Genomic DNA, 17,925 nt, shown 5'->3' on the forward strand with positions numbered 1-17,925 from the left:
TGCTTTTCGGTACACTTTATATATCCAATTAATATACGTTCTCTACGGTTTAATTAAAGCTTATTTTACCTAACCCCAAATCTGTTAATTATGTAATCATCATTCGACATTTCATATGTATATAATTCAACATCAAGCTTATTTAGGCTCACCAACATGTCTTCACGATAATCTGGTGCTACTACTAACATCCTAGTATTTCCTTTTATTTGTGTTGGATAATATAAGCATTGATAAGGTAATCTTTTATCATTATTTACAGATTTCAACTCGATAACACACTTACTACCGTTTTTATCTCTCGCTACGATATCGATAAATCCATGATCTACAGGTACTTGTCTATCGATAAAAGTCATTCCTTCTTCAATTAAACTTATGTTATTTTGTAAATAATCCTCTAGTTTTCGTTCGTCATCAGTAGTTCTTGGATTATTTTTGATCTTCGGTAGGATTATCCTGTGTTTGTCCTTTATTGGAAATATGAATTTTTCAGTTAAAATTTTATAATTATTATTTGCTTTTAATTCTTCTAACGCTCTTGTCATAGTTTCCTCGGAACAATTTAAAACTGAAGACATATTCTTAGTAGACACAAAGCTAAAATAATATTTATCCTGATTCTCTAATTGAAGTGTACGATAATAATTTAAATAAAAAATAATCCATATTACTCTGTGTTTATTGAAAATTAAATCAGGTAATTCCACCTTCCACATCTCTTCTGGTACTGTAATCCTTTTTACAATTAAGATTCCTCTATTTGTAATTACGTAATCTTCTATTATATTCATTTTTTTAATTATCTCTAAATTTTTATTAACGGTTCGATTATCAGTTACACCCAATAGATACTTTAATTCACTATTTTTTATTTTATAATCAGAACCATTGGTAAAGTTTTCGCTATTTATTATAGCGAAAATAATTGTAAATACGACATCTGTAATCATTCTATCTTCATTTAAGATGTATTTTAACGGCATTTTATACTTCATTAAATCCTCCTTTTCTATGTTCATTTTTAACATTGAAATTCCCTTACCCCGATTCTTGCAACCCTTAAGGAGTTAAAATGCTAATTCGACGGATAAAATATGCTAATCGCCCTTGCATAAATTGGGGTGTATAAAGAACAAGATACATAATATACATTAAGAACCAGTATATACGATTTCATTTTCTATCGAAAAGTGAGAATCGTAATTACCTTTTTCTTCTTCCTCCTCTATCTACAATTAAACATTAAATAAATTAACACGGTAATGGTTATTGAATCTTGTGAATCTATTTTCATCTAATGGATTATCAAATTGTACCTCGTGTTTAGTTATAGTGATTAACTTTAACTTTTTTAATTGGGTATTGTATTTAGTCAAAGTATCGTCACTTATTTTTAAATCATCTCTAATAGATATGTACGATGGATAACAGTAGTCTTGTGATATGTCATTTCTGTTTATGTATGATTCATAGTAATACATCAAGCGATATCCATGATGACCTATTTCTTCAATTCTATTTAGTGATTTTAAAGGTAGCTGCGTGAACCAATCTTTTCTGTATGGATACAACAGTTCAACTTTTAATTGTCCATTGGTTGGAAATTTACTTATCTCATTCTTAATTAACTTTTGGTCATAAAGCACTTTAAAGCATCTTTTTAATGTTCTATTGTCATTGATACCTAAATTATTCTTCATAACGACATGATCAATTTGAAGTATAGGGTCATTCTTATCACGAGAACGAAATTTCTGATAAAGTAAAAATGCATAAATAGCAAATGACTTCTCATCAATTTTAAATCCAATATTTCTAACAACTTCAGTTGGTATTTGTAGCCGAATTGTACTCTCCTTACTCATTCAATTAATATCCTTTTATGTATTTTATACTTTAATAACATTTTACTGTTTTAACCAATAATAATTCTTCCCTTATCATCATGATTCCAGGAATAACGATTTCCACAATCTTCACACTTCATCAACTGTTCATTTACTCCAATTTTATCAACCTTATCGTAAACTTTTTTAGATTTTTCTCCCTTTTTAGTTATTCTGTAATGAACTTCTGTGTATTCTAATTCGACAAATAACAGCTTTCCACCACAACTACATGTGGGTGTTTGATACGCCATGTATAATCGTCCTTTCTTAAATAAATTTTCTCGTTTAGTAGTTTTTAATAATATGATTTACTGCATTTCTAAAAACTTTTAATTTTTCTATGTATGATAAGCAGTAATAAGCTTTATACACTTCATTCGGAACAGTATCGTACTCTCCTTCTAATTCAATAATTGCAGTTTCGTATGACTGCGTGATTATCCAATCTCTAACTATTTTCATATTTGCATTCACTGTATATCGCTCCTACATACTATATTTATTCAATATGAATCAAGGACTTCAATCATTTTCTCTTTTATGTACTTCGGAATAGAACTTTGTTTCATTATTTCAAACCTATTGTCATGAATTCTTGTTGTTCTACCACTATAACTAAACGCTCTAACACCATTTTCGAATTTGACAATTCCCCATTTACCATCATTAAAAACAATTTCTCCCACATAAACCCTCCTTGACATTTTTTTCATACCGATCTGCTGTTTCGATTAACAAAGTGCAAAAATACTTCTTCAATTTCAGCAATATTCTCTTCAATATCCCCTTCGTTGTTATTAATAAATGCAAGACCTTCTGTTGAATTTTCTTCCTGATAGTCACCATACTCTTGATTTGCAGTTAAGTTTTCATAAGGGACTCCGTATTCTTCAAAAATTTCCACCAATTCATCGTGTAAAGACTTCGCCTTAAGATTCGCTTTGTTATATTGACGTAGCTTTTGTTTTATTTCATACGGCATATTTCTCAAGATCATTCACCTCACTTTCTATAATAGATGTGTTTTATCTAACTATGATAATTATTCATCTTCTGTAGTAGCATCTATAAATTCCTCATAATCCATCCAGTTGTTAGTAGTCCATTCAGCAAGGAATCCGTAATGACATCCTTCATGTAAGTAATCTTTTGAGCTGCCCCCTCGCACATCAGTACAAACAATATCACTCCCATCATCTTTGAATGGTTTACCACAAGATGAGCATTTTACTTCTTTTATTTTTGACATAATTTCTCCTTTTTTATTTGATAATAGTTCTACTGATTTTCACTTTCTTTAATATCAAGGATTCTAAATTCTGAAGAATCCTCTTCCCAATCATCTTCGTATTCACCATCAAATGCCTTTTTCTCGGCTTCTTCTAATGAATCAGCTTCAACTATCATTATACGAGTAGACTTTTGCTCATATTGGACTTCGAATTTCATAACTGTTTCTCCCCTTTTCTAATAGTTCTATTAATGTTAGTCTTCTAGGATTTCAATATTATCTAAATCAAATTTAGGAATCCATATTCTATGCAGTGTTGATTTTTCACTTTCACAAATCAAAGCCCATTCATTAGGAAATGGATCGTCATCATCCATTAACCATGCATATCTAAATATTAAAGTTTTACCTATCTCACTTTTAAATTCTTCTTTTAAAGTATCTAAATTTTTTGGATTAAATACACCTTTAACACGTTCATACATATAATCACTCCTAATTTTAATAATAGTTCTATATCATTTATTTAAGTTATCAAAAGCTTGTTTGATATCATCTATATTTTCAAATTCACCAATCGCCAATTTCATTAATATGCCATTTTCATTTACAATATCATCATAAGAGTAGCCACTTAAATTCATCCAATTTTTAATTTCAGAGATCAATTTCTTCTGTTTTGCATCTAGCTCATTCAGTTGTAAAGCCTTCTTTAAAATATAATTTGGCACAGGTTGTTTTGACATTCGCTTCACCTTCCTTTTAATAATAACTTCATTTTATCTTATAATTTCACTGTATATTCTTCATAAATATTAGAATAAGTAACTATCTCTTTGAGATTGTAGTGGTCAATTAGTGATTTTAAAATATCACAAAAAGCCTCTAACGCAATGTACACAACCTCTGAATTATCATATTGTTCTTTGTCATAATTTAATTTAAAAGTATCTATAAATTTTGCGATCGAATCATTACCGTGTGTTTCACCACTATACTTCATGTAATAATATCCATACTTATCTTTTTTAAAATATTTAAATAACCTTGAAATTGAATTAGTACCACTACCACAATACCATTTATATTTATCTTTAGAAGAAATGAATGGTTTTTTACATTCATTTAATTCGTTTTTATCAATAGGTGGCACTTGTTCTGGATACATCTTTTTAGTTTTTTCGTATATCTCGATCCAAGATTTTAAATTTGATAATTGAAAGTCTTCAGCTCGGTTCATTGAATCTTTTTCTAAAATGTATCTCATATAAATAAATTTTTCTAATATGCTCCTACATAAACTATAAGTGCCATGATAAGCTTTATTTTCAACCAATACTACCAATGATTTCAATTCCAAAAATGCATTGCTAGATAAGAATATTAAAGATTGATCTAATGCATTTATATCCTGTTTATTTTCTACTGAATGCTCATAAATTCTATAGTGAGCTTCTCTTACTTCACTCATGATATTGTTTAAATCCATCTTCTCTACTCCTATAAAATCACTGTTTTATTTTACTTGAAATGATACGCAAATTTGTTCAATGGAGTACCATTTGTATAGAAATCATCTAAAGCATCATAAGCTAAGTTAACTACAGTCATTATATCGTTTCCATAGTTTGAAAAAATATAAATGAAAGCCTCGTTATCGTCTAGATAATCTTCTTTGTTCAATGGATCTTGAAAATACATAACTTGATATGAAATATCAATACCTCCATCAAAACCATCTATTCCATACCCAATTACGTCAAAAATTATATTAATAACACCAATTACTTCTACTTCATCGAAAAAGTCTAGCTCTAAAGTGTACGATGTGATATATCCTTCCATCGAATGTTTTTGAAATTCACTTAGGTAATCATCACTCACTGCAAATCTGATATCTGCCATAAAGTATCTCCCTATCGTTTAGATAAAAGACTTCTATTATCTAGTATTCCTCATCATGTAAATGCCAACTATCTTTACAATTAGGGCAAGTTTCTAACTTCCCTGATCCGTAATCATCAGCAACGTGAATTAAATCCTCTTCTTTACCTTCCCAATTACAATTTTCACATTTGATATTCATAATTACTTCCTCCTTATATTTTATAAAATGCTGATTTCATTGAATCCAAAACGTAGTATTAGTGTTGTTAAATGAAATACCATCGCCTACAATTTGTTTAATCATTTCTATACAGTGCTTAGATAGGTTAATTGGATGATGCTCTGTATCAATCAATGAGTTTGGTTTAAGTTTAATCTTATAAATATCACCGACATATTGACTTTCTTCATGATTAATCACAAGTATATCTCCATCTACTTCAAAATTTTTTTGAATTTTTTCTAACTGAACATTTGTTAATTTTGCCATTATTTCATTCCTCCATTTTAAATAATATTATACTTTTATAGATCAATTTTAATTGATACTGAAATGGTATACAACTTCCAACTACAAATTTAAATTAGTATTTATAATTAGTCGAAGCCACCATTTATTCTAAACCTGATATTACCATAATCACAAATTACAAGTCAATGTATTTTGTGTATTTTATTATTTAATTTTACACTTCAATCTTTACCTTTTGAATATAGAACTCGTCTAAATGCTTTGTAATTGATTCTAATCGTCCTAACACATTTACCTTCTTAATTCCCCATGAACCTGCAAACTCTTTATAATTAGTCGGTATCTCATCCGATTTATCTTGTACTGTGTCGGAGAAAAGTTTCAACCACTCAATAAGGTGTTGCTTATTATAGCCTTTATCATCAAAATGTTTCATTGTATATATTAATGTAGGTAAATTGATCTTTCTTAATAAAAACTTGTCTGAATCATCTCCATAAGCATCATGTAAAACAGACATAGCTTTTTCTAAAGCTTCAAAAATCACTTCATTCACTTCTTCATGTAGTCTTTCAGCATACTTTGTTAATTCATCACTAGCAAATGACTTCAACTCATATTCTTCATCAAATAACATTAAAGTTTGAAGTAATACTGCTTGATCTTCTCCTTTACGTTTTTGTGATGGAGTAAAATATGCATTCTTCGTCATAAATGGGTGTTCTGATAATTTATTTAGTTTAATAGATGCGCTTACACCCATAACTGCTTTATTCTTCTGGTGAACACTTAGGTACACACCATTATTTAAACGATAGTATAATTCTACTTTCTGTTCTTCTGTTATATCGCTTAGATAATACATATTTAATGTCTTAGTTTGAAATTCTATTTTAACTGGTTCAGGTAAATCTTCGTATTTCATTTTACCAATACTAAAATAAGTACCATCAACGTTCACTGATGGAGTATCTGGATGTAAAGCATATTCACCTTTAAAGTACGAAACTAAGTTTGTAATACGTTGTTTACCATCAAGAACACAATAGGTATTTGCTGTTTTACCATCTTTAGTTTCTACTTCTGCAGCAGTAACTACTGGAGGAATAAAATAATCAACAATTAATGATTGTACTAGTAATGATTTTTGCATTAGATTCCATTGCTCATCTGCTCTTTGAATTGGAAAATCAAAATTCAATCTTTCATCTTCAATAAGTTTCTCAAATTTATTAACTGACATAGGCATACTTGCTTTAATCATTTTCCTCACTCCTTAAAATTCTGTTGATTTTAATTTTCAAAATCACACAATTAAAAAATCAAGATTCTATCTATCTCTATTTTCGTATTATAAAATTCTACAGATTTCAATTTTTAAAAATGTAAAATTCTACGATTTTGATTTCTTAATTCTATAGTTTTGAGATTTCGTTTTATGAAATTCTGTGCATTTCAATTTTTACTTTAGGGAATTCTACAGATTTCAAATTTCATTTTTACAAATTCTATATTTTCTGAATTTCATACATAGGCTTATAGTTTCTTCGCATTTTATATATCAAGATCATAATTGATATTACCTCTCCCAACACTTTAATTTGAATAATATTGAGATATTAAATAAACACATATAATAAATAGCTTTTGGCATTGCTAGCGTAATCGTAGACTGGAGTTTTTGTTCTCTGTGTCACTAAATACCATTCACTACAAAACGTTATGTATATGTTTATTTAAAGTTTAAAAAATAAGCGTCATTACACCACATATTAATATACTTTTTACTCTACTGATTAGCCAACAACTTCATATAACCTTTTTGCAGCTCTTTCATTTGATCTTTATAGTAATCGGTTTCATCTTTAGTGAAACTTGGTGTAAACAATGTAGGTAGCTCTACTTCTTCATTTGAATTATTGATCGAAATTTCATATCGCGCTAAGTCATATTTATCAACTAACTCAAAGCCGTACTCTTCATTTATATTATTAATACACTCTTCTCTTACTGATTCATTCATATGTAATAAAGTATTATAAACCTCATATTTATCATAGTTAATCTCTGAATTGTACCCAACTGAATTATTTACAACTAATTTTAATTGATTTATCATTTTCCGTTCTCCTTTTTATTTATTTTGTTATTTTATTTTCCCCTCTTAAGTATATCACATCAACTTAACTTGTATAACTGAAAATTGGATTATTTTTCATATTCCATTCGAAATAACAATAACTAATTAATGGGTGATATGTGTTTTTTAGTTATCTACTTCGTTAAATCAGCTACTCACAGACCAGCAATTTTGTTAGGTTATTTCAAATAAACTTCATTAAACTCTTGTGCATCAATACTTTTAAGTTCTTTCAGAAATTTAACTTACAAGTAAGCTATAAGTAAATTATATATATCTTATAAGTAAGATACAAGTGTTTTTTAAAAATAATCTACTTAATTTTAACTTTTCATCCATTTTTGCTTATTTATTGGTTTAAAATCGTGTTTCTTATTAGAGAGAGGTTGGCGAATCATCTTCCGTTGAATCTACACTTACAGCTTTAAATGATCCGAAGAGGCTGTAAATACTTCTCTGGTGCTGCCTATTATTTATTTCTTAAAGAGAGAACTTAATGAATCTCTTCTTATTAATGTAGAAATTAACTATTTAGCCTATTCAATTCACATTAGTCATCAAGATTTGCACTAAATTGAAATTTATTAGATGTAACATGCGACTACCTCTAAACCTCCTTATGTTCATACAAGTACATCAACCACCAATAACTCAATGTTAAAATCAACTTTCCACTTTTGATAAACCACTAGCAAAATATATTCATGAAAAAATTTCAGCTCTATTCTCCGCACGCTGTTATTAATTATGAATTTTTCATTTGAGATTTCTGGAAAAGTCGTGGCGATATTTTTCACTTTCTGTTATATATTAGAGATTTTTATTCTGAAATTTGAGGAAAGATTAAATATCTAAATTGATTCCTGTGAATATGAATGTGATCCAACACATATGCAAATATTTGTTCTCATTTGCTGTTTTTGTAAAGATCACATTTTGAGTTTTACTCATTTAATAGGAAGAAACTCAAAATAATTTATGTTATGCTTCTAATAAACACTGTAATATCAACGTTTTGAACAGATCAATAAAAATTAAATAATAAAATACATAAAATCCATTGACGAATATAATCTATACATGGTAATATAAGGACAGTTAAGAAATACAAAATAACTTACTTCCAAGTAATATTAAAATTAAGACTTGAAATTAAGTTATGAAAGACTTGCACTTTAAATAACAAAATACATAAAAATAAGTACTTTATAAAGTCACCTAGTCGCCAAGACCTCTAACGAGTGAGCGTACAAAGCAACAAAGTAGCGATGACACGAGCATAGGTAATTTTATAAAGTACTTACTTAATAGGAGGAAAATATAATGAAAAAATTTAATGTTGCTGAAAATATTATGGTTGTTACGTCTAAGGGTTTTAAAAATTCTATCCAATCGGCTGTAGATTTCACGTCGAGAGAGCACAACTCGTACGGTCAAACTATATATGATCGTTCATTTATCGCTACTATCGTAACATTCAATCCAGTAAATGAAGAAGTTGAATACTTCGCTGTTCGTGAGTTTGTAGACACAGACAATACCAAACGTATCAGCGAATTAATTCAAGATACAATTGCTCGAATTTCATCTAAAGAAGAGTATGTACAAAATGAATTAGTTGCTATTATTAAAGCTTCTGATTTTGAATATTATGGGCATGTAGGCTATCTATCTAAAGAAGAACAGGAAAACCGTAATTTAAAATTAGAAAATAAATTTATGTCTTTGTATATCAATATTATCAGTCAAAACAATGATAATAACCAAGGAATTGAAGTATTAGAATTATCCATTCGTTCTTTCAACTGTTTAAAACGTGCTGGATATAACACAGTACAACAAGTAAAAAATGCTACTCTTGATGAAATGATGAAAGTTAGAAATTTAGGAAGAAATTCTTTAAATGAAATAGAACAGATTTTAAATATTAAATTCGTATAGTCAAACGAACTCGTCACAGCGAGTATAAACAGGCATTAAGCTGTGAGCGTTCCCTCTTCTTGAGGGAGGTTGCAACACAAAATACATATACACTTAGGAGAGAATTAAAATGAAATTACAAAACAAAATCAGCGTATTATCTACTATGAAAGCTAAAGAGTTGCAGGAAGCAGCAAATAAAGAAGGTTTAGCATGGTATAACCGTGAAGAAAAACGCAAAATGCATAAAGGTGAAATTATTACAATGTTGACAGATCACTACACTGAATTAGCTAAGTTAGAAGTTAAAGTAGAAAATACACAAAACAATGAATTAGAAATTGAAAATTCAACAACAGTACAACTTGTATCATATTTTAAAGAATTAGCTTCTAGTGTGGTATCAGCTGCTAAAGAAGATTATCAGCAAGCTACACAACAATTAACTAGTGTAAAACAGTTATTATCAGATGCAATGGTAAAACTTAATGACAAGCTAACTGACAAGCGAAACAAGCTTTTAGCTCGCAATTGGGCTTTAACTATCAACAATATTAAATGCATCTTATCAACAGCTGAACGAAAAATTAGTGCTGCAGTTTAATTAAAAATACTATTTTATAAAAATAATCAAGTAAAGGGTGTATGGAGAATGAATATAGAAATAAAACAAAGCGAATTACTTTCAATTATGGATGGTTTTAATGGTTTAAATTCAGAGGTTGAAACTACATGGAATTTATTGTGTAGGTGGAATGATATACACAAAGAAGCGAACGAAAAACGAATGATTGAAAGTATTGAAAGATTTAAAAACAAATAAACTTTAATTAAAAACAGTATTTTATAAAATAAAAAGATTGGAGAATATAAGAAATGAGAAAAATTAATTATAAGTCAATACCTGCCTATTTAGAATTAAGCAATAGAGAAATTGGTGCAAAACTTAAAAAAGAAGAAAAATCACATGAAAGCTATGAACATGATTTAGTTTTTGAAAATGGCTTAGTATTAACGTTAGAAATTAACTATGATACAAACAAGTGGGATTATGCAAATCATTATATTAATGGGTACAAAGCTGTCTAATTTCATAATAGTAAATATTATATAAATAAATACATAAAATAATTTGTATTTATTCCGAATTTAGACTACAATAAATTAGATAATAAAATACATAAACAAAAGGAGAATATTAATTATGAAAACAACAATTAATCGCATCGAATTATTAGAAGGTCTTAAAAAGCTAGGACATTTTATTGACAGTAAAACAAAACTACCTATCCTATCTGGTGTAAAAATTACAACAACAGAAAATAACACGTTACAACTAATTGCAGGAAATCAAGATGCAATGGCAAGTGTAGTGATCGATACGTTACAAACAGAAACAAGTGGATCACTGGTATTAGAATATAAGAAGTTGAATGACTTTTTAAAGAAATCAAAGGCACTTGATATTGAAATTGATATGCTAGTAGATAATAAGGCAAATATAAAAGCAAGTAACATTGATTATAAATTAATGTTTACAGATGCAAACAAATATCCTTTACTACCTAGCCTTGAATATGAGCGTATGACAATGGACGTCAACGAGTATAGACGCATGATTAACAATACAACTTTTGCAGTAGCTAAAAGCGAATCAAGACCAGTTTTAAAAGGTGTATGTGTACGTACAGACAACTATAACCATATCGACTTTGTAGCGACTGACTCGCACAGATTAGGACGTTATACAGTGCCTAGTCAATTAGATAACATTGATACAGTTATTGACGGTAAAACACTTGAAAAATCTGTAAAGATGTTAAATAAGAAAACTGAAAGTATTGAAATTGGATTTAATCAAGATTTTACAATAGTTCAGTTTGACAATGTGGAGCTATGCATTAAAAATATTGAAGGTAACTATCCAGATTTTAGTCGCTTAATTCCAGAAGATTTTAGAACAGAAGCAATTATTAATAGTAGTCAACTAGTCGAGTCAATTGACATGTTAAAAACTATTGCCAAAGATGATCATAATCATGCCGTAAAAATGCAGTTAAACGGTAAAATTGAAATGTTAGCGGAAAGCTTTGAAAGTGGATTAATGACTGCAAATATCGAAGGTGAAAAAACTGGAGAAGATTTAAAAATTGCTATGAGTGCTATTTATTTAAATGAAGCAGTAAAAGCAATTAATGAAGAAAATACACAATTTAAATTCACTGGTTCTATGCGTCCATTTATTGCACTATCTAATGACAATAAAGCTATGCAATTAATTTTACCAGTACGAATTGCTTAATTAAATATTGGAGGGAATTTCTTCCCTCTTTTCCTACTATTAAAATAATAAAATACAAAAAAGGATGGTAAATAATTATGAAAATCAAAAATATTTTACTTTCAGTCGTTACAGCTTTTACACTATTCACTGGAGCAGCTACAAATAATGATACCTTAGCTAAAGAAATAAAAGAGACTTCAAATAAATATACTCATGTTCAAACGAACAACTTAAAAGACAATCAAACTGAATTATTCTATATATACAGTAATGAAATTGGACACTACTTCCTTGATCCAAAGGCTGAATTCGAAAATGTAATTTATGTTGGGATTAATGATTATAAAATAGATGAGAATTTTAAAATTGATACCACTTCCATTCATCGTGGTAAAAAGTTTATTGGTACATTTGTAGATGATTCTTTATGGGAATTAACAGGATTGGAGGCTGTTGATGAATGAGTATGTATAATCAATTTGTAAATGTAATGCAGAACAATATGTTAGAGCCTTTATTTAGTGACTATGAATCTTCTATAAATTTATATAAAGATCAATACAACAATAACGAGACCAACTTTAATTATGCTACATGGTTAGATAATCACATTGCACATGCAATTATTGACGGTTATTAAAATAAATAAATTGGAGTGAATTAAGAATGAAGTTAAATCGTGTACAGGCTGAAATTATTTACTTTTCACTACTTCATACATTAAGAGAATGCAATATAGAATATGATGAAAAACACGAACAGCTTCAAAATGAAATTATTGATAGAAACGACGTAACGGACATTTTGGATCAATTAGACTTGTTTTATGATTTTATAGTAGCTGAAAATGAAATTACTTTTGATGATTAAAACTTAAACTAAATGATATAACCATTTCATTGTATGTCCCCTACCATATCCATAAAGTGAGGTGAACTAAATCTTGATGCAAAAATGTATAGCTACAATTGACAATTATTTTTGGACTCCAGAAGATGCTCCACAAGACAAAGTGTCATTCTATAAGATAGCTTTATCTGTCAACGCTATAGCAATTTTGATGTTCATATTTGTAATCGCTAAAATTAATTAATAAAATACATAAAACTAGTTGTAATTTATCTGTAGTAGTGTATAATAAGTATTAACAAATATATTAATTGGAGGTTGAAACAAATGAAAGAAATCAATGTAAGTAACCCAGAGATTACAATTAATGGCTTAGAGTTTTTACAAGACCATGACCTTTATGAAATACAATTCAGTAACTTTGTTGGTAGCTTTTCTTCTGTAATGAATTACCTTTATAAAATGGCAGTAGTAGTAGAAAAAGAATTTAATGATACTCATGGATACGAAATCATTGGAGAATATGCAAGTGTTGGAAGTTTGAGAAAAAACGGTTTAAAAGTTCCAAATGAAGCTGTTGCAATAGATCAGGTCGTTAGAATGAACGTATTTAATTATGATGAAGCATACGTAATAGAAGTTGATGAACTAAAAGGAATTGTATCTGAAATGTACCATTTAATTGAGTCATACACAAATTGACTGAAGTTTATGAGCATAACGAGTCATTAAGTTGACTGCTTGAAAGCTAATCTAAGTAAGTAAATTAGTAAAAGTTATTTATTTAGATTAGCTTTTAAGTCCGAAAAGATTTTATAATATATGCTTTTTATAAAAATAAATACATATAATGAGGAGTGTTAATTTGGCTAGAAGAACAAAAGAAGAAATGTTTAGAATGAAAAATGATGTTACTTATTATCTACTACAAACAAAACTTGACCCACACAGTGCTCATGAATTAATGATCAAAGAGCGTTTAGAAAATGGTCAAATGATTCCATACTATATCAAAGGAGTGAAGGACTTCATCAGTACATCTCATGATTTAGCTTTAGAGTTAAACAGAGAGGAATTGATGAGAAAGAAAGATAAAGAAAAGTTTAAACAAAAGCAAGATATTGTGGATTATGTGCTAAAATTATCACTACAAGATATAAAACAAATATATAATGAAAGAAAAAACAAACTACCAAAGCACGAATTTTTAGAACTACACTCACTTCTAATACTAAAAGCTGTTGAAGGAGAAATAAAAAAGAATGATGTAAACGATATTATAATTAATTTATTCCAGAGAATAGCGTGAAATTGGATAATACTTATACAAGTATAATACACGTTCTTATGAATCACCTATCTACTTCTTTATGAATATGGTAGGTTATTTCCGTATATTTGTACGTGCTATAAATAAAGAAATTCAAAGTATGATAGAAAGCCCTTTTAGGACTCTCTATTTGAAACATCTTTCGATACTTCTTCTGCTATCGTTCGATCATATACAGTAAGAAGAACATCGTCTTCTGGAGGATAATCGTCATCTAATTCTAAGTAGTAACAATCATGCATATGAGCTAATCGCAAAAGATACAATAAATCATTCGGAATCTTAGAGACTTCTGTTTTCTCAAGATCAACCATAATAAAATAACCATGATCATCTTTTGGATATATCAATAAATCTAAATTTTCAATATGATTTTTTAATATATATCTTGTGGTAGATGATATGTGCAATGTGGAAAATGTTAATATGTTTCGACTTAAAATTTTAACCATTCCTTTCGCTAGTTCAGAAAAGTATTTTATCATTTCGTTTTCAAATAATCAATATTATCATACTGAAGGACGTGTATTTTTAAGATAATTAATAAAATACAAAATGAAAAGGAGTTTTAAAAATGAAAATTAAAATAGTAAAAGAAACAGGTTGCTTTATGTACCTTGATGAAAATAATAACATGACAGACCATTTCTTTCTTAATATGTACCGTTTTGATCAATTACCTAATGAATTATTAGAAGCACTTAAAACACGCTTAGAGATGGAAAAAGTAATTCCTTTAGGAATATACAGTAATCTTTTTGACAACAGTTTATATTTAGTGTGTAAAAATAAGAAGTTTATCAATGATGATTATGCATTTACATTTAAGTATTCACCAGAAGGAATTGAAAAGGCTTTAGGACATGACTTTTATAATGAAAACATTAATAATACTAATAGAGGTTTCATCTCTCTACATGACTTTAGAGAAGTTAAAACTGTGGTTTAATTGCCTATGATTACACGTAAAGTACATCATAAGTGTATTTATTCGCAAATTAAATATAGAACCACCTCCCCACTACCTACTACAAAATTAAAATTTGAAAAGTGGAAATGTGAACCGCTTCATAATGGGTAGTTACATTTTATAAACGTATGTAATGATGATATAGAAGAAAGTTTACGTGGAATAGAAATAATAAATGGAAAAGTAATTGAAATGATTAAAAAGACTGATGAAGAATATAGAATCAGATTTAAAAATAATAGAGTCTACAAGTTGAGTAAGTATAATTAGTTTAAATTTTAAATAATAAAATACATAAATAGTATTGTGTTTTATGCATTTATGGTATATAATAGAATTATATTAAAGGAAAGGAGTTGAAAAAGTGAAGTATGGATATTGAACATATTATTATGATAACAGGCTCAATCGTAGCAATCTTTAAAGGAATTACTTCTTCCTTAAAAGACATACATGATATGAGGACAAACAAAAAGCGACCATCTTCTAAGCCGTCCGCAAAACGCAAGAAGAAAAGTCGCAAATAAGTCGGAGGGGATTTATTCCCCTTCCCTATTGATAATAATATTACCATACTCGCTTAAAATATGCTAAAGAAAATCGGTTATCTAAATTTATTTTTCATTGTGTTTCTGCCATTCTTGATGTATCAATGGATTGATTTCGAAAATTTGAATGTATTTGATTGGGTTATTATTGTATTGTATGGAATACTTGTGATTGTATTTATAGTTAGAATTGTAATTGCTGCGATCGGATCAAAGGGAAATTAAAAATGAGAGTTATAATATTTTGAGCAGCTTAAATAAAATTAGCTGCTCTTTTCTTTTAGTTTTTTTATTTAACAAAATACATAAAGTGGTTGTAATAAACCGAACTACGTGGTATACTATATTTAAGTTAAAGATTTACATAAAACATTCACAAGGTTGTAGATGCAACACGGCATCAAACCTAAAGGAGAAAATTAAAATGGCAGCATTACAAACAGAGGCAATCAAAGAATTAACTAAAGGTTTAACTCAAATTAAAGTAAATGGTGGAGATGCTGAAGACTTTATTTACTTGGAAGATGGTAGTGACTTAGATCATGACAACTATGATATTGCTTTAACTGCATTAGGCTTTGATGGAACGCATAAAGAAACGGACTTTGACGCAGCACTAGAGAACTTCTTTCTAAACATTGTTATTTAATTAAATACAAATTTTAAAACCACCTCACCAGTGGTTTCTTTTTACGTTACTGTCACTTATGATTAGTCATTATGCAATTAGTGATATAAATACATAAGAAAGGATTGTTGTATATTTGAATATAATTAGAGCTGATACAATGTATAGCTGCTCCACTTCCGCATTCGCAAGAATAAAATAAAATTGAAAAGGATGAGTAACTATTACTATTGATGAGATTTTTGATAAGTGTACCAATCAAGGCTTTAAAGCAAGCAAAAGAAATAATTGGGTATGGATTAATGGAACTGATGGACGTTATAGCAAGTATACTGAAGGTAAAATATTAGAAGAGTTAGGATTCAAGTTTGCTAAGAAAAAGAATAAATATTATTGCATTGTAGAAAATACATATGGAAACGAAAGATTGGATAATGTTATGAAGGTTTATAATAGTAGGAATAGTCAAAGGTGATTAAGTGGAGATATACTGCCTCGAGCAACATAAATACATAAAATAAAAAAGTATGTAACTTTGACGGTTGTAAAAACCACAAGATATGTAACTTTGACGGTTGTAGTTAAATACTACGCATATCCATACAAACATTGACTATTATACCTATTTTAGTGTATGAATCGTATCTTAATCACAATCTATTAGTAGTGTATTTAACTTTAATTAAAACTATAACAATTAAGAATAGGAGATATAAAATTATGAATCATATTAATTATGACAAATACAAAGGTGAAACAAGAGAGAAAATGATTAAGCAAAGCCAAAACTTTATCATTAAGGATAATAAAGCGTATGACCTATTAACTGGTGAAGATATTAGTCATCTATATCAACATCAATGGCTTATACCAGTTATGAACAAAGTAACCATTAATAGTAAAGAAGCATTTAAATCATTAAAAGTGTTAGGTGAACATGAAGCAATGAATGGTCAATTTGTATTTGCTTTCTTTACATTAACAAAAAGCATAACAGATATGTTTCCAGATATAAAGAAGCCTGACATCGCAAGATTAATGTATCTTGGTACACTTATAGAATGGGAATCAGGGATGCTTAAAACAGGTAAAGGTAAGGCTACAACATCTGTAACGCGTTCAAATTTCCATGAAGTTGTAAAGTTGAGTAAGAACCGATCATATGTATTACTTAATCAATTTATAGATAGTAAAGTATTAATTGAAAATATACATAACGAATTAATTATGAATAAAGAATTATTCTATCGTGGTCATAAAGAAAACTTTAATGTAACAGTTAAGAATAAAAGCTTTACTAGAATGTTCAGAAAGACTGTACAAGATTTATTTAATAATGCAGATGGTAGACAGTTAAGCAGTATTGCAAATATTTATATGGTACTTCCTTTCCTTAACCTACATACAAATATAGTCAGTCATAATCCAGATGAAACTGATATAGATAAGATTATCCCTATGACATTAGGTGAGTTATCAGATGTATTAGGTTATAAAGATTACAGAAAACTAAAGACAACTCTAAACAATGTAAAGATAGGTGATGAATATGCATTTGGATTCTTCTTCTTTGATAAAGATAAAAGGTCAATGAAGATAGTTGTTAATCCTGATATAGTATTTGCTGGAGATGGTGAGCAACTAGGATTAGTCAAATTAATGTTTAATAAAAACAAACCTAAACATTAAAGATTAAGATCAAAAGATTAAGTGCCTGCGCGTAACAATAAAAAGACATTGTTACTTACTTCTCACACATAAACGAAAAGAGTGT

30 protein-coding genes are annotated in these 17,925 nt (G+C 28.6%); 13 read left to right on the forward strand and 17 right to left on the reverse strand.

From position 1 onward, the window contains the following. Window positions 1-65: 65 nt before the first annotated feature. From FJQ98_RS16450 to FJQ98_RS16525, 16 genes are all read right to left on the reverse strand, one after another. Complete coding sequence (locus tag FJQ98_RS16450; protein ID WP_053595701.1) at window positions 66-998, reverse strand: endonuclease NucS domain-containing protein; 933 nt, start codon at window positions 996-998, stop codon at window positions 66-68. 240 nt (window positions 999-1,238) lie between these two features. Beyond that, complete coding sequence (locus FJQ98_RS16455; RefSeq protein WP_053595700.1) at window positions 1,239-1,868, reverse strand: hypothetical protein; 630 nt, start codon at window positions 1,866-1,868, stop codon at window positions 1,239-1,241. Between the two features lie 50 nt (window positions 1,869-1,918). Then, window positions 1,919-2,143, reverse strand: coding sequence for a hypothetical protein (locus FJQ98_RS26540; RefSeq protein ID WP_053595699.1), 225 nt, complete (start codon window positions 2,141-2,143; stop codon window positions 1,919-1,921). A 34-nt stretch (window positions 2,144-2,177) separates the two neighbouring features. Then, the gene (locus FJQ98_RS16465; protein ID WP_053595698.1) at window positions 2,178-2,366 is read right to left on the reverse strand and encodes a hypothetical protein; all 189 of its coding nucleotides are present in this window, start codon (window positions 2,364-2,366) and stop codon (window positions 2,178-2,180) included. Window positions 2,367-2,395: 29 nt separating this feature from the next. After that, window positions 2,396-2,578, reverse strand: a complete 183-nt coding sequence (locus tag FJQ98_RS16470; protein ID WP_053595697.1) for a hypothetical protein — start codon at window positions 2,576-2,578, stop codon at window positions 2,396-2,398. Between the two features lie 23 nt (window positions 2,579-2,601). After that, complete coding sequence (locus tag FJQ98_RS16475; protein ID WP_053595696.1) at window positions 2,602-2,883, reverse strand: hypothetical protein; 282 nt, start codon at window positions 2,881-2,883, stop codon at window positions 2,602-2,604. 51 nt (window positions 2,884-2,934) lie between these two features. Continuing rightward, window positions 2,935-3,141: a hypothetical protein gene (locus FJQ98_RS16480; protein WP_053595695.1), complete on the reverse strand. Its 207-nt coding sequence runs from the start codon at window positions 3,139-3,141 to the stop codon at window positions 2,935-2,937. Between the two features lie 29 nt (window positions 3,142-3,170). Further along, window positions 3,171-3,341 (reverse strand): hypothetical protein, encoded by a 171-nt coding sequence (locus tag FJQ98_RS16485; protein ID WP_158003047.1) that lies wholly within the window; start codon window positions 3,339-3,341, stop codon window positions 3,171-3,173. 36 nt (window positions 3,342-3,377) lie between these two features. Continuing rightward, window positions 3,378-3,608, reverse strand: coding sequence for a hypothetical protein (locus FJQ98_RS16490; RefSeq protein ID WP_053595694.1), 231 nt, complete (start codon window positions 3,606-3,608; stop codon window positions 3,378-3,380). Between the two features lie 33 nt (window positions 3,609-3,641). Beyond that, window positions 3,642-3,869 (reverse strand): hypothetical protein, encoded by a 228-nt coding sequence (locus FJQ98_RS16495; protein WP_053595693.1) that lies wholly within the window; start codon window positions 3,867-3,869, stop codon window positions 3,642-3,644. Window positions 3,870-3,907: 38 nt separating this feature from the next. Next, entirely contained in the window at window positions 3,908-4,612 is a 705-nt protein-coding gene (locus FJQ98_RS16500) for a DUF5677 domain-containing protein (RefSeq protein WP_053595692.1), read from the reverse strand. A gap of 32 nt (window positions 4,613-4,644) precedes the next feature. Beyond that, the gene (locus FJQ98_RS16505; protein ID WP_053595691.1) at window positions 4,645-5,028 is read right to left on the reverse strand and encodes a hypothetical protein; all 384 of its coding nucleotides are present in this window, start codon (window positions 5,026-5,028) and stop codon (window positions 4,645-4,647) included. A gap of 40 nt (window positions 5,029-5,068) precedes the next feature. Beyond that, the gene (locus FJQ98_RS16510) at window positions 5,069-5,209 is read right to left on the reverse strand and encodes a hypothetical protein (RefSeq protein ID WP_158003046.1); all 141 of its coding nucleotides are present in this window, start codon (window positions 5,207-5,209) and stop codon (window positions 5,069-5,071) included. 36 nt (window positions 5,210-5,245) lie between these two features. After that, window positions 5,246-5,500: a hypothetical protein gene (locus FJQ98_RS16515; protein ID WP_053595690.1), complete on the reverse strand. Its 255-nt coding sequence runs from the start codon at window positions 5,498-5,500 to the stop codon at window positions 5,246-5,248. A gap of 196 nt (window positions 5,501-5,696) precedes the next feature. Beyond that, a complete protein-coding gene (locus tag FJQ98_RS16520; RefSeq protein ID WP_053595689.1) occupies window positions 5,697-6,746 on the reverse strand; it encodes a DUF262 domain-containing protein in 1,050 nt (349 codons plus the stop codon). A 525-nt stretch (window positions 6,747-7,271) separates the two neighbouring features. Next, complete coding sequence (locus tag FJQ98_RS16525) at window positions 7,272-7,601, reverse strand: hypothetical protein (protein ID WP_053595688.1); 330 nt, start codon at window positions 7,599-7,601, stop codon at window positions 7,272-7,274. A 1,344-nt stretch (window positions 7,602-8,945) separates the two neighbouring features. On the opposite strand from FJQ98_RS16525, the gene FJQ98_RS27235 reads away from it, so the two are divergent. From FJQ98_RS27235 to FJQ98_RS16570, 9 genes are all read left to right on the forward strand, one after another. Further along, entirely contained in the window at window positions 8,946-9,563 is a 618-nt protein-coding gene (locus FJQ98_RS27235; protein WP_053595687.1) for a DNA-directed RNA polymerase subunit alpha C-terminal domain-containing protein, read from the forward strand. Window positions 9,564-9,672: 109 nt separating this feature from the next. Continuing rightward, on the forward strand, window positions 9,673-10,146 hold the full coding sequence (locus FJQ98_RS16535; RefSeq protein ID WP_053595686.1) for a hypothetical protein: 474 nt from the start codon (window positions 9,673-9,675) through the stop codon (window positions 10,144-10,146). Window positions 10,147-10,194: 48 nt separating this feature from the next. After that, entirely contained in the window at window positions 10,195-10,365 is a 171-nt protein-coding gene (locus FJQ98_RS16540) for a hypothetical protein (RefSeq protein ID WP_158003045.1), read from the forward strand. A 53-nt stretch (window positions 10,366-10,418) separates the two neighbouring features. Beyond that, window positions 10,419-10,631, forward strand: coding sequence for a hypothetical protein (locus FJQ98_RS16545; RefSeq protein ID WP_053595685.1), 213 nt, complete (start codon window positions 10,419-10,421; stop codon window positions 10,629-10,631). Window positions 10,632-10,746: 115 nt separating this feature from the next. After that, window positions 10,747-11,844 carry a DNA polymerase III subunit beta gene (gene dnaN / locus FJQ98_RS16550; RefSeq protein ID WP_053595684.1) on the forward strand — a complete coding sequence of 366 codons (1,098 nt, stop codon included), beginning with the start codon at window positions 10,747-10,749 and terminating at the stop codon, window positions 11,842-11,844. 77 nt (window positions 11,845-11,921) lie between these two features. Then, a complete protein-coding gene (locus FJQ98_RS16555; protein ID WP_053595683.1) occupies window positions 11,922-12,290 on the forward strand; it encodes a hypothetical protein in 369 nt (122 codons plus the stop codon). 202 nt (window positions 12,291-12,492) lie between these two features. Next, window positions 12,493-12,696 (forward strand): hypothetical protein, encoded by a 204-nt coding sequence (locus FJQ98_RS16560; protein ID WP_053595681.1) that lies wholly within the window; start codon window positions 12,493-12,495, stop codon window positions 12,694-12,696. A gap of 306 nt (window positions 12,697-13,002) precedes the next feature. Next, window positions 13,003-13,377 (forward strand): hypothetical protein, encoded by a 375-nt coding sequence (locus FJQ98_RS16565; protein WP_053595680.1) that lies wholly within the window; start codon window positions 13,003-13,005, stop codon window positions 13,375-13,377. A 163-nt stretch (window positions 13,378-13,540) separates the two neighbouring features. Beyond that, window positions 13,541-13,984 (forward strand): hypothetical protein, encoded by a 444-nt coding sequence (locus tag FJQ98_RS16570; RefSeq protein ID WP_053595679.1) that lies wholly within the window; start codon window positions 13,541-13,543, stop codon window positions 13,982-13,984. Between the two features lie 137 nt (window positions 13,985-14,121). On the opposite strand, the gene FJQ98_RS27675 is transcribed toward FJQ98_RS16570, so the two are convergent. Continuing rightward, entirely contained in the window at window positions 14,122-14,490 is a 369-nt protein-coding gene (locus FJQ98_RS27675; RefSeq protein ID WP_053595678.1) for a DUF5983 family protein, read from the reverse strand. An 89-nt stretch (window positions 14,491-14,579) separates the two neighbouring features. Here FJQ98_RS27675 and FJQ98_RS16580 point away from each other — a divergent pair, with 89 nt between their 5' ends. The 4 genes from FJQ98_RS16580 (at window position 14,580) to FJQ98_RS16595 (ending at window position 17,840) form a co-directional block, all read left to right on the forward strand. Next, on the forward strand, window positions 14,580-14,954 hold the full coding sequence (locus tag FJQ98_RS16580; protein ID WP_053595677.1) for a hypothetical protein: 375 nt from the start codon (window positions 14,580-14,582) through the stop codon (window positions 14,952-14,954). A 392-nt stretch (window positions 14,955-15,346) separates the two neighbouring features. Further along, window positions 15,347-15,502, forward strand: a complete 156-nt coding sequence (locus FJQ98_RS16585) for a hypothetical protein (RefSeq protein ID WP_158003044.1) — start codon at window positions 15,347-15,349, stop codon at window positions 15,500-15,502. 445 nt (window positions 15,503-15,947) lie between these two features. Beyond that, window positions 15,948-16,172, forward strand: coding sequence for a hypothetical protein (locus FJQ98_RS16590; protein ID WP_053595676.1), 225 nt, complete (start codon window positions 15,948-15,950; stop codon window positions 16,170-16,172). A gap of 699 nt (window positions 16,173-16,871) precedes the next feature. Beyond that, on the forward strand, window positions 16,872-17,840 hold the full coding sequence (locus FJQ98_RS16595) for a hypothetical protein (RefSeq protein ID WP_053595675.1): 969 nt from the start codon (window positions 16,872-16,874) through the stop codon (window positions 17,838-17,840). The last annotated feature ends 85 nt before the right edge of the window (window positions 17,841-17,925 follow it).

This window comes from Lysinibacillus agricola (assembly GCF_016638705.1).
GTDB classification, from domain to species: Bacteria; Bacillota; Bacilli; order Bacillales_A; family Planococcaceae; genus Lysinibacillus; species Lysinibacillus agricola.